The sequence below is a fragment of the Actinomadura xylanilytica genome (assembly GCF_030283145.1).
Taxonomy (GTDB): Bacteria; Actinomycetota; Actinomycetes; order Streptosporangiales; family Streptosporangiaceae; genus Spirillospora; species Spirillospora xylanilytica.
The window spans coordinates 364,812-378,972 of record NZ_JASNWE010000003.1 but is presented as its reverse complement, the minus strand read 5'-3'; the positions used below and the strand labels follow the sequence as shown (position 1 = coordinate 378,972).

The window sequence follows — 14,161 nt, the reverse complement described above, 5'->3', positions numbered from 1 at the left end:
CTGTTCACGGGGCCTCCGCGGCGGCGGACAGGGCCGCAGTGACGTCCGCCAGGAGGTCGGCGGTGTCCTCGACGCCGACGGAGAAGCGGACGAAGCCCGGCGCGACGGCGTCGCCGCCCCAGCGTCCGCGGCGCTCCGCCGAGCTGTGCACGCTGCCGAAGCTGGTCGCCTGGTCGATGAGGCTCAGGGCGCCGAGGAACCGTTCGGCGTGCGCCTCGTCCGGCAGGGTGAACGACACCACGCAGCCGAACCGGCGCATCTGGCGGGCCGCGGGCTCGTGCGCGGGGTCGCCGGGCAGTCCCGGGTAGCGGAGCCCACTGATCTCGGGACGGTCGAGGAGGGCGCCCGCCAGGGCGAGGGCGTTGACGGCCTGCCGGTCCAGCCGCAGGTGCAGCGTGGCGAGCGAGCGGTGCGCGAGCCACGCCTCCATCGGGCCGGGGATCGCGCCGACGGTCTTGCGCCAGAGCCGCACGGCGTCGGCGAGCCCGGGGGCGCGGGTGGCGACGTGGCCGAGCATCAGGTCGCCGTGCCCGGTGAGGGCCTTGGTGTCGCTGGCCACCGAGAAGTCGGCGCCGAGGTCCAGGGGCCGCTGCCCGAGCGGGGTGGCGAGGGTGTTGTCGACCGCGACCAGGGCGCCGGCGGCGTGCGCGGCCCCGGCGATCCGCGCGATGTCGCAGACGTCCAGGCCCGGGTTGGACGGGGTCTCCAGCCAGACGAGGGCGGCGCCGTCGAGCGCGTCGAGCTGAGCGTCCCCGGCCGTGCGCGCCGTCCGCACATGGACCCCGTACGATTCGAGCCGCCCTCGGAGCGCCCGTGTCGTCTGGTAGCAGTCGTCCGGCAGCACGACGGTGTCTCCGGCCTTCACCTGCGACAGCAGCACCGCGGACACGGCCGCCATCCCGGATGAGAACGCGGTCACCTCGGCGCCGCCCTCCAGCTCGCCGATCGCCCGCTCCAGCAGCGTCCACGTGGGGTTGGTGTCGCGGCCGTAGGTGTACGGGCCGGTCGGCTCGCCCGGCAGGTGGTAGTGCGCGGCGAACACCGGTCCCGGGAGGCCCGGTGCGTGCTTCTCCGCCGGCGGCCTGCCCGCTCCGACCGCCAGTGTGCCGTCGCCGATCTCGTGTCCCATATCGTCCATGATCCCCCACGGCCGGTCCGGACTGTCGTACGGCTCCTTTACGGTGAGTGGCCATGGATGATCAGCTCCCCTCGGACGAGGATGTCCTGGTGCTCCCCGAGTCCCTGCGCGGCGGGGTGCACCCGCGCTGTGGCGGCCCGCCCGGCCCGGCGGTCGAGATCGCCGGGGACGCCGCGGAACGGGTCCGGGTGCTCATGGAGTTCGACCGCGACCACATCGACGAGGCGCTCGCCGATCCGGCCGCCGACCGCGGCATGGTCGAAGGGGCCCGGCGGCATCTGGGCGGCGAGGCCGACCCGATGGGCGCGGCGGTGGTCGCCGAGATCATCTGCACCGGGCGGGACGACCGGTACCACCTGGAGGAGCTGTTCACCGACTCGTGGATCGCCGGGCACGGCCTCGCGTTCGCCGCGTGCGCGTTCGCGGAACTGCCCGACGTCTCGGCGCACCAGAGTCTGCACTCCATGTACGCCGACCCCTTCTGGGGGCCGACCTGGGGCGGGCGGCCCCCGTCCGGCGAGGCCGCACGCAGAGTCCGGGTGCTGCTGGCGAACGCGGGCGACGCGGAGTACCTCGACGCGGTGGAACGGCTGGCGGCGTCCCGCCGGTCCCCAATGCAGCGGCTGGTCGTGTCGTACCTGGTGCCGACCCGCGACGACTGGGTGGAGGAGTGCTGCGCCCTCGAGACGCCCTGGAGCCTGAAGAGGTTCCTGCTGCCCTCGGTGAGCACGCGCGCGCACGTCGAACTGCTCAGCGGCTGGTTGCGGCTGGGCTACGACGACTGTCGGGACGGCTCCGTCATCACGATGACCGAGTCGCTCGGCCCGATGGTCCTCCCGCTGCTGGCCGCCGGGATGGACGCGAACGGGATGCCGTCCATCGGCCACGCGGAGCTGCTCGCCGCCATCGGCGTGCTCCCGACCGACGAGGCGTTCGCCGCGATGGTGGAGCGGATCGAGCTCCAGGAGGCCCAGACCGCGCTGCTGACGGCGATGGAACGCTTCCCTGTCCGCGCGGTCAGGCTGCTCTCCCCGGCCGGTGCGGGCACGTCACGGGCCGCCGAGCTCGCCACCGAGCTGCTGAAGGCGCACCTGCGGGCCCATCCCGAGCTCGCCGCCCGCGGCGACCTGCCCGCGGAGGCCGCGGCCCTGGCGGCGTCCGTCATACGGGTGCCGGACGCTCCCGCGGAAACGGTGCCGCGCGACCTGGTGGAGCCGCCCTGGCTCCGTCCCAAGGAGAAGGCCAAGAAGCCCAAGGCCGCGCAGAGGGACGACCTGCCGGTCGTCACCGGCCTGACCCCGCCCGCCGGTTCGGAGGTCGTCTGGGAGCCCGGCGAACGCGAGAGGTGGCGCGACGCCGGGCACACGTCCCGACACGGCAACGATGACTGGGACGAACGGAAGTGGAAGCAGGCGGTGCAGGGGTTCGACGCCGGTTCGATGGGCTTCCGGCCGTGGGAGCAGGCGCGGTTCCTGGCGGCGGGCCCGGACGAGTTCGTCCGCCCCCTGCTCGGCGAGTGGAATCCGGAACTCGGCATGCTCGACGTCCGCCACATCAAACCGCTCGCGGCGCGGTACGAGCGAGACGTGCTGGACGTGGTGTACGGGGTCGCGAAGCGGTTCCCCACCGACAAGGGCGGTCTGCTGCTGCCCTACCTCCGCGCCGATGTCGCGCGGCTGGCGGCCGACTGGCTGGTACGCCTCCCGTCGGCGCGGGACCAGGCGCGCGCCTGGTTCGCCCGGCACGGCCTGACGGCCGTCCCGTACCTGGTCCCGGACGCGCTGGGCAAGCGCGCGGCGCCCCGGCGCAACGCCGGGGCCGCGCTCCGGCTGATCGCCGCGGACCGGGGCCGGGACGAGGTCGTCCGGGCGGCTCGCGCCCACGGTGACCAAGCCGCGGAGGCCGTCGCCGCCATGCTCTCGGCCGAGGCACCGGAGCCCGTCGCCGAGAACCCGGCGGTGGCGCCGGCCAAGCGGCGTCCGACGCCGCGCCCGGTCCCCGGCTGGGCGGACCCGGCGGCGCTTCCGCAGGTGCTGCTGCCCGGACGTGACCGGGCGCTGCCCGACTCCGCGACGCGGCATCTGCTGACGATGCTGGCGACGTCCAGGCCCGATGAGATCTACCCGGAGGTCACGACGGTCGCCGCGGCGTGCGATCCGGGATCGCTCGCCGAGTTCGGCTGGGCGCTGTTCCGGCGGTGGCAGATGCTCGGGATGCCGCCGGCGGACGGCTGGGCGCTGACCGCGCTCGGCCCGCTCGGCGACGACGACGTCGTCCGGCGGCTGTCCTCGCTGATCCGCGCCTGGCCGGGGGAGGGCGGGCACGCCAGGGCGGTCCGGGGCCTGGCGGTGCTGGCCGGGATCGGGACGGAGGTCGCCCTCATGCACCTGCACGGCATCGCCCAGCGGGTGAAGTACGGCGGGATCCGGGCCGCGGCCCAGGAGCGGATCGGTCAGATCGCCGAGAGCCTGGGCCTGACCGCCGACGAGCTGGGAGACCGGCTCGTTCCCGATCTGGGGTTGGACGCGGGCGGTGCGCTGACCCTCGATTATGGTCCGCGGCGGTTCGTGGTCGGGTTCGACGAGCAGCTCAAGCCGCAGGTGTTCGATGAGGACGGTACGCGCCGCAAGTCCCTCCCCAAACCGGGGGCGAAGGACGACGCCGACCTCGCGCCCGCCGCCTATGCGCGGTTCGCCGCGCTGAAGAAGGACGTGCGCGCGCTCGCGTCCGACCTGCTGCTGCGGCTGGAGACGGCGATGGTCGTGGGACGGCACTGGACTCCCGCGGGTTTCCGGGCCTTCTTCGTCGAGCATCCGTTGGTGTGGCACATCGCGCGGCGTGTGGTGTGGGTCGCCGAGGACGGTGACCGCGTCACGACCTTTCGCGTGGCCGAGGACAGTACGTTCGCTGACGTCCAGGACGATCCGTTCGACCTGCCCGAGTCGGCGCGCGTGGGGATCATGCACCCGCTGCCTCTCGGTGATGCTGTCGCGGCCTGGTCGGTGGTGTTCGCCGATTACGAGATCCTCCAGCCGTTCCCGCAGCTCGGGCGCCCTGTCCACGTGCTCACCGATGAGGAGCGGACGACTGGGAGGCTGAAGCGGTTCGAGGGGCTGAAGGTCCCGTCCGGCGCGCTGCTCGGCCTGGAACGGCACGGCTGGGAGCGGGTGCAGGACGATCGCGCCATCGTCGACCAGGTGGTGCGCGACCTCGCGGACGGTGCTCGGGTGTCCATCGAGTTCGAGCCGGGGATCTTTATCGGCGACCTGGACCACACCGAGGAGCAGCTCCTCGAGCGGGTCACCCTCGTCGGCGCGGCCGGCGCCGTGGCCGCGTCCGAGATACTCGGCGACCTGGAACGGCTCACGGCGGGGACCACGGCCGGTGAATGATCCATATACCGGGTGGTCTGTCGTACCGCTCCTCTACGGTTGGGGCACGGTCGACGGGAAGGCCGGCCCGTCGGGCGCGGCGGCGCTCGTGCCCGTCACCGCGCCGGCCGAGCGCGCCGTCTGACCCCTCAGAACCGAAAGAACTCCGATGACCGTAGAGAAGACCGTGGACAAGACCGAGCAAGAGCAGGTGCAGCGGCCCCCGGCCGAAGTGCGGTACGCCGACGAGCTGCGGCGGCTGCGCGAGACCGACACCGCGCCGAGGCCGCCCGGCTGGGCGCTCAGCCTGGAGGCGGCGCGCCGCTTCATCGTCGGCGACGACGCGCGCGGGATCCGGCGCAAGTTCGTCGGCGACCCGTCGCTGATCGACCGGGCGCTGGTGACCCTGGCGACCAGCCGCGGGCTGATGCTGGTCGGCGAGCCCGGCACCGCCAAGTCGCTGCTGTCGGAGCTGATCGCCGCGGCGGTCAGCGGCGACTCGACGCTGACTATCCAGGGCGGCGCGGCCACCACCGAGGACCAGATCAAGTACTCCTGGAACTACGCGCTGCTGGTGTCCGAGGGCCCCTCCACCCGCTCCCTGGTGCCCGCGCCGCTGCTCGACGGCATGGCCGGCGGCAAGGCGGTCCGGTTCGAGGAGATCACCCGCTGCCCGCTGGAGGTGCAGGACTCGCTGCTGTCGCCGCTGTCGGACCGGGTGCTGGCGATTCCCGAGCTGACCGGCCCGGACGCGATGGTCTTCGCCCGCGAGGGGTTCAACATCATCGCGACCGCCAACACCCGCGACCGGGGCGTCAACGAGATGAGCGCGGCGCTCAAGCGCCGGTTCAACTTCGAGACGGTGTTCCCGATCGCCGACTTCGCGACCGAGCTCGACCTGGTCGAGACCGAGGCCGCCGCGCTGCTGGAGCAGTCCGGCGTCGGGGTGCCGCCGCGCCGCGACGTACTGGAGGTGCTGGTCACCGCGTTCCGCGAGCTGCGCACCGGGACGGCCGCCAACGGGCAGTCGATGGACCGGCTGACGACGGTGATGAGCACCGCCGAGGCGGTGTCGGTCGCGCACGCGGTCGGCATCCGCGGGTGGTTCCTGCGCGGTGAGCAGGGCCGGGCCGCCGACATCGTGGAGTGCCTGGCCGGGACCGCCGCCAAGGACAGCGCCGACGACCTCGTGCGGCTGCGCCGCTACCTCGAGCAGCAGGCGTCGCGCCGTTCCGGCGAGCAGTGGAAGGCGCTGCACGCCGCCCGCAACCTGCTGCCCGGCTGATGGCGGTCACCTTCATCGGGGTCCGGCACCACAGCCCCGCCTGCGCGGGGCTGGTCGCCCGCACCATCGAGCGGCTCCGTCCCGCGCACGTGCTGGTCGAGGGGCCCGCCGACTTCAGCGGGCGGCTGGACGAGCTGCTGCTCGGCCACGACCTGCCGGTGGCGATCTTCAGCTACTACCGGGACGCGGAGCGGGTGCACGCGTCCTGGTCGCCGTTCTGCGCCTACTCGCCCGAGTGGGTGGCGCTGACGGCCGGCCGGGCGTGCGGCGCCGAGGTGCGGTTCATCGACCTGCCCGCGTGGCATCCGGCGTTCTCCGAGCGGCGCAACCGCTACGCCGACGCCGACGAGAGGTACGCCGAGGTCAGCGCGCGGCTGTGCCGCAGTTTCGCGGTCGACAACACCGACACCCTCTGGGACCACCTGTTCGAGGTCGAGCAGGACGGCGACCTGGAGGAACGGCTCGCGTCCTACTTCGACCTGGTTCGCGGCGAGTCGCCCGCGGGCCCGGACGACACCGCCCGCGAGGCGTACATGGCGCGCTGGATCAGGGCGGCGGAGGCCGACGCCGGCGACCGGCCGGTCGTGGTCGTCACCGGCGGCTTCCACAAGCCCGCGCTCCAGACCCTCGCCGCCACCGCGGGCGACACGGGCGACACCGCGTGGCCCGAGGTACCGAGTCCGCCGGACGGCGCGGCCGGCGGCGGGTTCCTGGTGCCGTACTCGTTCCGGCGGCTCGACTCGTTCACCGGCTACCAGTCGGGCATGCCGTCGCCCGAGTACTACCAGCGGCTCTGGGAGGACGGCCCGAAGGCGGCGGCGAACGGCCTCACCGAGATCGTGGTGGCACGGCTCCGCGAGCGCCGGCAGGTGGTCTCGACCGCCGACCTCATCGCCGCGCGGACCCTCACCGAGGGCCTGGCCCGGCTGCGCGGCCACGGCTCCCCGGCCCGCACCGACCTGCTGGACGGCCTGGTCGCCGCGCTCATCACCGACGACCTCGAACAGCCGCTCCCGTGGACCGACCGCGGCCCGCTCACGCCCGGCGCGCATCCGGTCGTGGCCGAGATGGTCGGCGTGCTCAGCGGCGACCGCGTCGGCCGGCTGCATCCGCGCACCCCGGCTCCGCCGCTCGTCCATGACGCGGCGGCCGAGCTGGAACGGCTCGGGCTCGACCGGGCCGGGACGGTCGCCCTCAAGCTCACCGACGAGCGGGGCCTGAGGCGCAGCCGCGTCCTGCACCGGCTGCGGGTGCTTCGCATCCCCGGCGTCGTACGCCAGTCCGGACCGTCCACCGGCGCCGATCCGGTGCTGGAGGAGTGCTGGCGGCTCGACCCGGGCGACGCGGCCGGGCCGAGGCTGTCCGCGCTGATCGAGGCGGGCGCGTACGGCGCGACCCTCGCCGACGCGTCGGCGGCGGCGCTCGAGGAGCGGATGGCCGGCGCCGGCACCGACATGGAGCGGCTCGCCGCGGTGCTGTTCGACGCGGCGCTGAGCGGCTGCGGCGACCAGTCCGACCGGATCGCCGAGACGATCGCCGCCGGGATCGCGGGCGCCTCCGACGTCGGCGCGCTCGGGCACGTGCTCGGCACCGTGCTCGGCCTGTGGCGGCACGACCGGTTGCTCGGCACCGCCCGCAGCCCGCTGTTCGGCACCGTCGTCGAGGGCTGCGTCACCCGGGTGCTCTGGCTGATCGAGGGGGTGCGCGGCGGTCCGGCCCCGGCCGACCTGGACCGGCTGCGCGCGGTCGCCGCGACCCGCGACGCGCTGCTGCACGCCGCCGGGCCGCTCGGCCTCGACCGGGACGCGGCGCTCGGCGTCGCCGCCCGGATCAGCGTGAACGCCGACGTCCCGCCCGATCTGCGCGGGGCCGCTTTCGGTCTCGGCTGGGCGCTCGGCGTCGCCGCCGACCCGGTCCGGGCGGTCCGGGGCGCGTCCGGCCCGCGCACCCTCGGCGACTGGCTCGCCGGGCTCTTCGCGCTGGCCCGCGACGAGGTGCTGAGCGCCGGCGACGCGGGTGCGGGCGCGGACGGCGACGTCAAAGCGGGTGCGGGCGCGGGCGGGGCGGGCGTGCTGACCGTCCTCGACGAGATGATCACCGGGCTGGCCGCGACGGACTTCCTGGTGGCGCTGCCCGCGCTGCGCCAGGCGTTCGAGTTCTTCCCGCCGCGCGAGCGCGAGGCGATCGCCCGCGGCCTGCTCGAGCGCCGGGGCGTGCGCGGCTCGCCGCGGGCGCTGCTGCGCACCCCGGTCGACCCCCTGGTGATCGCCGAGGCGAGCGTGCTGGAGGACAGGACAGATCGGTGCCTCCACGAGGAGGGCCTCATCCGGAAGGAGCCGGCGTGACGACGCCCGACCTCGAACGCTGGCGGCTCGTCCTCGGGTCGCCCGCCGAACCCTCCACCGGGGCGCTCAGCGACGAGGCGGCCGGGCGCGACGCGGCGCTCGACTGGCTGTACGGCCGCGACCCCGATCTCGACCGCCGCGGCGTGCGTCGCGGCGGTGGCGGTGGCGGTGGCGAGCCCGGTGGCCGGGAGGGCGGCGACGGGCCGTCCGCGCTCACCACCGTCGACTGGCTCGACGAGGTGCACCGGCTGTTCCCCAAGGAGACCATCGAGCGGCTGGAGCGCGACGCGGTCGAGCGCTACGAGATCCACGAGGTGGTCACCGACCCCGCCGTCCTGGAGCGCATCGAGCCCAATGCGACGCTGCTGCGCGCGGTGCTGCGCACCAAGCACCTGATGAACCCCGAGGTGCTCGCCCTCGCCCGGCGGATCGTCGAGGCGGTGGTGCGGGACCTGATGGACAAGCTCGCCACCGAGGTCCGGCAGACCTTCCACGGCACCCGCTCGCGCCGGCCCAGCCGGATCAAGCAGTCCCGCAACTTCGACTTCCACCGCACGATCCGCGCCAACCTGGCGCACTACCGGCCGGACGAGCGGCGCGTCTACATCGAGCACCCGAGGTTCGTGTCCCGCACCCGCCGGCACCTGGAGCAGTGGCAGGTCGTGCTGCTGGTCGACCAGTCCGGCTCGATGGCCGGATCGGTGATCCACGCGGCGGTGACCGCCGCGTGCCTGTGGGGGCTGCCGGGGCTCAAGACCCACCTGGTCGCCTTCGACACCGCGGTGGTCGACCTGACCGCCGACGTCACCGATCCGGTCGAGCTGCTGATGAAGGTGCAGCTCGGCGGCGGCACCGACATCGCCGGCGCGGTCGAGTACGGCGCGACACTGGTCGAGAGCCCGCGCCGCGCGATCGTCGCGGTCATCACCGACTTCTACGAGGGCGGCGACTCCCACCGGCTGGTCCAGGCCACCCGGCGGCTGGTGCAGCAGGGCACCCAGGTGCTCGGGCTGGCCGCGCTCGACGAGGACGCCAATCCCGACTACGACCGGGGGATGGCGCAGCGGCTCGCCGACGTCGGCGCGCACGTCGGCGCGATGACCCCGGGCGAGCTGGCCGCGTTCGTCGCCGAGAGGATCGGCGCATGATCCGCACCGACCTGCTCGCGCTGACGCCCGACGCCCTCGCCGCGCTCGCCAACCGCGGCCTGGTCAAGCGCGCCGCCAAGGACTTGGACGCGGGCAACGGCCCGCAGGTCGCCGTGACCGGCGAGGGCACCGTCGAGGGCGTGTTCCCCGACGGCGCGCGGACGGCGCTCCCGGCGGGCGCCGGCCTGGAGGCTGCGCCCTGCACCTGCGCGGCGCCCGGCATCTGCCGGCACCGGATCTGCCTCATCCTCGCCTACCAGCGCGAGGCCGCCGAGGCCGCCGACTCGGCCGTCACCGATACCGACGCCGCCGACACGGCCGCTACTGCCGACGGCGCCGCCGGTGCGGGGACCACCGCGCCCGGCGAGCCGTCCGCGACGAAGGGGGAGGCGCGGCCAGGCCCGCCCTCGAAGGACTGGTCGCCCGGGGGGTTCGGCGACGACGCGCTCGCGAAGGTGTTCGGCGAACGGGCGCTCACCGCCGCGCGGCGCGCCTTCCGTGCCGGGTACGCCGCGCGCGTCCGCAGGTCCACCGCCGACGACCCGGTCGCCCAGGTCGAGCTGCCGACCTGCACGGTGCGCTTCCTCGTGCCGGGCGAGCTCGGCTACGTCCACACCGACGCCACGGCCGCCGTCCGCGGCGAGATGGTCGTGCTGGCGGTCTGGGCGTTCCGCGCGGCGGACGAGCGCGGGCCGTCCACCCGGGGCGGCACCGGCGCCGCCATCGACGTCGGCGGCGGCGCCGCGGCGTCCGGCACCGGGATGGAGTCCGCGCTGGAGCTGGCCGACCAGGTGCTGATGGAGGGCGCGATGCACGCGGGCCCGGTGCTCGGCACCGCGCTGCGCCGCTCCGCGCGCGAGCTCACCGCCGGCGACCTGCACTGGCCCGCGGCGGCCATGGTGGACGTCGCCGAGCAGCTCGCCGCCTACCACGAGCGCCGCGCCGACTACGAGCCCGCCCGCTTCGCGTCGCTGCTCGCCGAGCTGCACGCCCGGCACCGCGCGGGCGGGCACGACGGCGGCAGCCCGCGATCGGAGGTCCTCGGGACGAACGAGTCGGCCGAGACGCCGCTGCGCCGGGTCAGGCTGGCCGCGCTCGGCTGCCGGATCGGCGGCACCGACGCCGAGCGCACCGCCGACGTGTTCCTCGCGCATGCCGGCACCGGCGTCGTCCTGGTGCTCAGGCGGCGCTGGGACGTGCCCGAGGGCACCACCCTGACCGGCGGCGACGTGGCCGGGCGGCGGGTCTCCGGCGCCGGCCCGCTGCGCGCGATCGCGACGGCCAACGTCGTCTCCGAGACCGCGAGCCGCAGCGCCAGCCGGGTGGTGCGGCTCGCCCCCGGACGGGTCGCCAAGACCACGGTCACGCCGCTCGGCGGCGCCTGGACGGGCCTGCCCCCGTCCCTGCTGATCCGTGACCTGCGCGCCTTCCAGGACACGATGGACGCGCTCCCGCCCCGCCTCGTCCGGCCCCGGGTGGAGGCCGAGCTGGTCAAGGTCGTCGAGATCGCCGAGGTGCGGTCGCTCGGGTACCACCCGGGCGACCAGCGGCTGGAGGCGGTGGTCGCCGACGCGGCGGGCACCGCGGCCGTCGTGTCCGCCACCTACAGCGCGCACGCCCCGGCGGCCCTGGACGTCCTCGCCGAGGCGCTGAAGGGCGGGCCCTCGCACCTCAGCGGCGTGGTGAGCCGGGCCCGCGGCGGACTGGTGATCGACCCGGTCGCGGTGCTGACCCCGGACGGCGTCGTCGCGCTCGACCTGGCGCCGGGCGCCGGCACCGCCGCGCTCGACGGGCTCGGCGCGCGCGCGGCCGATCCCCTGGAGGAGGCGCTGGAGGCCGCGCTCGGCGTGTGCGCCGACCTGGCCCACCGGGGCCTGACCCACGTCCCGGCCGGGGTCCGGGCGCGGCTCGGCCAGGCTCGCGGGACCCTCGAACGGGTCGGCCTGCGCGCCGCCGCCGGCGTCCTCGAGCGGCTCGCCGCCACGCTCGACGGCGACGACCCGCGCCGGGCCGCCGAGAGCTGGGTGGACGCCCAGATCCGCCTGGTCACCACCGCCGAGCTGCGCTGACCGCCGGGGAGACGGGCGCGGTGAGCGGGCGCGGTCAGCGGGCGGTGGTGACGGCGAACAGGCCGACGTCCTCGACGCGGGAGGCGACGTCGGTGAAGCCGGCCTCCTTGGCCCACACCTCGGTCTCCCCGGCAGGCCGGCACTTCATCACCCAGCGCTCGCCGTAGCGGTTGGGCAGGACGTTGGCGATGAAGTCCAGTTGCGGGTGGCGGGTCTGCGTGGTGAAGACCAGCGTGCCGGCCGGGGCGAGCAGCTCGCGGAGCGAGGCCATGGACGCGCGGATGACCTCGTCGTCCAGGAGCAGCTCGTACAGGCCGGACACCACGATGACGTCCGGCGGCCCGAACGCGGGCGGCTCGGGCGCGAACGCGTCGCCCCGTTCGTAGGCGATGTTCAGCAGCCGGCGCTCGGCCGCCGTCGCCGCGCCGCGCCGCAGGCCGGCCGGGGCCAGGTCGCGGCAGAGCACCCGGTGCGCGTGGCGCGAGGTGTCCTCGGCCAGGAACTCCTGGAGGTAGCGGCCGGGCCCGGCCGCCACGTCCAGGATCTTCAGCGGGTGCCCGCGGCGCGCCGCCTCCTCGCGCAGCGTCCGCTTGAGGAGCACGGCGCGGGCGCGGATCGCCCGCCAGCCGACGGCGTTGAGGTAGACGCGGTCGATCAGCCGGCCGGCGCCGAGGACGCCGTGGGAGCGGTTCTCGTAGACGTAGTCGAGCATGGTGCCGCTGTCGAATCCGTGCCGGTAGCCGATCCGGATGCCGCGGGAGGTGCGGCCGGCGGTGCGGAGCAGCAGCCGGGCGGCGGCCCATCGGGCGTCGTCGAGCATGTGACTTCCTCTCGGGAGAGCCCGCGGACGATCCGGCGGGCGGTCTGAAGGTCGTGCACGGGCTCGCCGAAGCGGACCCGCACCCGGGTGCGGTGCAGCCGCCCGTGCACGCCGAGCAGCTCGCGGGTGCCGACGAGACCGACGGGCACGAGCGGCACCCCGGCGAGATCGGCCAGGCGCGCCGCGCCCGAACGGAACGGGCCGACCTCGCCGTCCCGCGACCGCGTCCCCTCGGGGAACACGACCACGGCGCGGCCCCGGGCCAGCAGCGCGGCGGCCCCGGCGAGGTCGCCGAACCCGCCCCGCTCGCGCCGGACGGGGAACCCGGCGACGACCGTCCGGCACACCAGGGCCCGGAGGCGCCCGGCGAACCAGTAGTCGGCCGCCGCCGCGACGACCGGGCGGCGCCGCGCGGGCAGCGCGGCGAGGAGGGCGGCGGTGTCGGCGTGCGAGGAGTGGTTGGCCACGATCACGCAGGGACCGGCCGGCGGGGACCCCTCGACCTCGATGCCCCCGGAGAACCGGAACCCGGCGCGCCAGCCGGCCCGGCGGAGCAGCGCGGCGATCATGACAGCACCAGCGCGACGGCCAGCGCCACCAGCAGCGAGTCGATCCGGTCGAGCAGCCCGCCGAACCCGGGCAGCCAGTTGCCGGCGTCCTTGACCCCGGCGCCGCGCTTGAGCATCGACTCCAGCAGGTCGCCGAGCGGCGCCCCGGCGGCGACGGCGAGCACGGTGGCGGGGGTGGCGGCGCCGAACAGCGCGAGCACCGCCACGCCGCCCAGCGCGCCGCCGGCGATCCCGCCCCAGCGCTTGGCCGGGCTGAGCGGCGACAGCGCCGGGCCGCGCAGCAGCTTGCCGCCGCACCAGGCCGCGACGTCGGCGACGGCGATCGCCGCGCAGAGCGGGAGGGCCAGCTCGCCGAGCAGGACCAGCCCGCTCAGCGGCGCCAGCCACACCACCCCGAACACCGCGCCCCGGGCCCGGTCCGCGCCGCCGCCCGCGTCCCCGGCCAGCACCGGCACCAGCGCGACGGCGAGGAGCGCGGCCATCAGCAGCCGCAGCATGTGCCCCGGCGCCAGCCACGCGGTCAGGGGGAAGGCGACCAGTGCGGCGGCCATCACCGCCAGGTCGGCCCGGCGCAGCCGGGCCAGCCGGGCGTACTCGGCGGCGGCGACGAGCGCGACCCCCGAGGCGAGCGCGGCTGCGCCGGGCGCGCCGAGCAGGAACGCGCCGCCCACGATCGGGACGATCGCCAGCCAGCTCAGCCAGCGCCGCACCAGCTCGCGGTCGCCCGACCGCCAGACCGCGACGCCGGTGACGGCGAACGCCCCGGCCAGGTAGGGGACCGGCAGGGCGGAGAAGGACGGGATCACAACGACCTCCGGAGCCGGGCGAGCCGGAGCAGTGCGGTCAGCAGCGACCCGGCGGCGAGCACCGCGAGGAGGGGGACGGCCCAGCCGGTGAAGGCGATCAGCGCGAGCAGCAGGCACCGTTCGGTCTTGCCGACCGGTCCGCCCTGCGGGCGCGGGCCCCCGGCCGCCGCGCCCGCGAGCGAGGCCCAGGACGGCAGCGTCGCGGCGAGCGCCGCCGTGGCCACCAGCCAGGCCGGGGCGAGCGCGAGGCAGCCCGCGAGGACGGCCAGCTCCGCGGCCCGGTCGCCCAGCTCGTTGACCACCGAGCCCCACGGCGTGCCGCGCCCGGTCTCGCGGGCGAGCGCGCCGTCGAGGTTGGCGCAGCCGAGCCGCGCCGCCAGCAGCGCGGTGACCAGCAGTCCGGCGAGCGGGCCGGGCGCGGTGAAGGCGAGCGCGCAGCCCGCGGCGGCGCCCGCGGCGACTCCGGCGGCGGTGACCGCGTCAGGGGAGACCCGGCGCCGGACGAGCGCGGCCCGGATCCCGCCCAGCCGGGCGGCGTACCAGGGCTTGAATGCGTACAATCCGTCCATACCGACCAGCGTCGCGCGCGGCCGGGGGCCGGGACATCCGC

9 protein-coding genes and 1 pseudogene are annotated in these 14,161 nt (G+C 75.7%); 5 read left to right on the top strand and 5 right to left on the bottom strand.

All coding sequences use genetic code 11. The features are described from left to right. Positions 1-4 precede the first annotated feature (4 nt). Positions 5-1,129: a cystathionine gamma-lyase gene (locus QP090_RS19675; RefSeq protein WP_285940524.1), complete on the bottom strand. Its 1,125-nt coding sequence runs from the start codon at positions 1,127-1,129 to the stop codon at positions 5-7. A 62-nt stretch (positions 1,130-1,191) separates the two neighbouring features. On the opposite strand from QP090_RS19675, the gene QP090_RS19670 reads away from it, so the two are divergent. The 5 genes from QP090_RS19670 (at position 1,192) to QP090_RS19650 (ending at position 11,356) form a co-directional block, all read left to right on the top strand. Next, the gene (locus QP090_RS19670; RefSeq protein ID WP_285940522.1) at positions 1,192-4,530 is read left to right on the top strand and encodes a DUF4132 domain-containing protein; all 3,339 of its coding nucleotides are present in this window, start codon (positions 1,192-1,194) and stop codon (positions 4,528-4,530) included. A gap of 148 nt (positions 4,531-4,678) precedes the next feature. Continuing rightward, positions 4,679-5,794 carry an ATP-binding protein gene (locus tag QP090_RS19665; protein ID WP_285940520.1) on the top strand — a complete coding sequence of 372 codons (1,116 nt, stop codon included), beginning with the start codon at positions 4,679-4,681 and terminating at the stop codon, positions 5,792-5,794. Then, positions 5,794-8,139 carry a DUF5682 family protein gene (locus QP090_RS19660; protein WP_285940518.1) on the top strand — a complete coding sequence of 782 codons (2,346 nt, stop codon included), beginning with the start codon at positions 5,794-5,796 and terminating at the stop codon, positions 8,137-8,139. Before QP090_RS19665 ends, QP090_RS19660 begins: the two co-directional genes overlap by 1 nt. After that, positions 8,136-9,287: a VWA domain-containing protein gene (locus tag QP090_RS19655; RefSeq protein WP_285940517.1), complete on the top strand. Its 1,152-nt coding sequence runs from the start codon at positions 8,136-8,138 to the stop codon at positions 9,285-9,287. Before QP090_RS19660 ends, QP090_RS19655 begins: the two co-directional genes overlap by 4 nt. Then, positions 9,284-11,356: a YehQ family protein gene (locus QP090_RS19650; RefSeq protein WP_285940515.1), complete on the top strand. Its 2,073-nt coding sequence runs from the start codon at positions 9,284-9,286 to the stop codon at positions 11,354-11,356. Before QP090_RS19655 ends, QP090_RS19650 begins: the two co-directional genes overlap by 4 nt. 34 nt (positions 11,357-11,390) lie before the next feature. On the opposite strand, the gene QP090_RS19645 is transcribed toward QP090_RS19650, so the two are convergent. From QP090_RS19645 to QP090_RS19630, 4 genes and pseudogenes are all read right to left on the bottom strand, one after another. Continuing rightward, positions 11,391-12,176: a class I SAM-dependent methyltransferase family protein gene (locus QP090_RS19645; RefSeq protein WP_285940513.1), complete on the bottom strand. Its 786-nt coding sequence runs from the start codon at positions 12,174-12,176 to the stop codon at positions 11,391-11,393. Between the two features lie 146 nt (positions 12,177-12,322). After that, positions 12,323-12,745: pseudogene (locus QP090_RS19640) on the bottom strand (lysophospholipid acyltransferase family protein); the annotation flags it as partial. After that, positions 12,742-13,551 (bottom strand): phosphatidate cytidylyltransferase, encoded by an 810-nt coding sequence (locus QP090_RS19635; protein ID WP_285940511.1) that lies wholly within the window; start codon positions 13,549-13,551, stop codon positions 12,742-12,744. The pseudogene QP090_RS19640 and the gene QP090_RS19635, both read right to left, overlap by 4 nt. Continuing rightward, positions 13,548-14,120: a CDP-alcohol phosphatidyltransferase family protein gene (locus QP090_RS19630; RefSeq protein ID WP_285940509.1), complete on the bottom strand. Its 573-nt coding sequence runs from the start codon at positions 14,118-14,120 to the stop codon at positions 13,548-13,550. The genes QP090_RS19635 and QP090_RS19630 overlap by 4 nt, the downstream gene beginning before the upstream one ends. Positions 14,121-14,161: the final 41 nt, after the last annotated feature.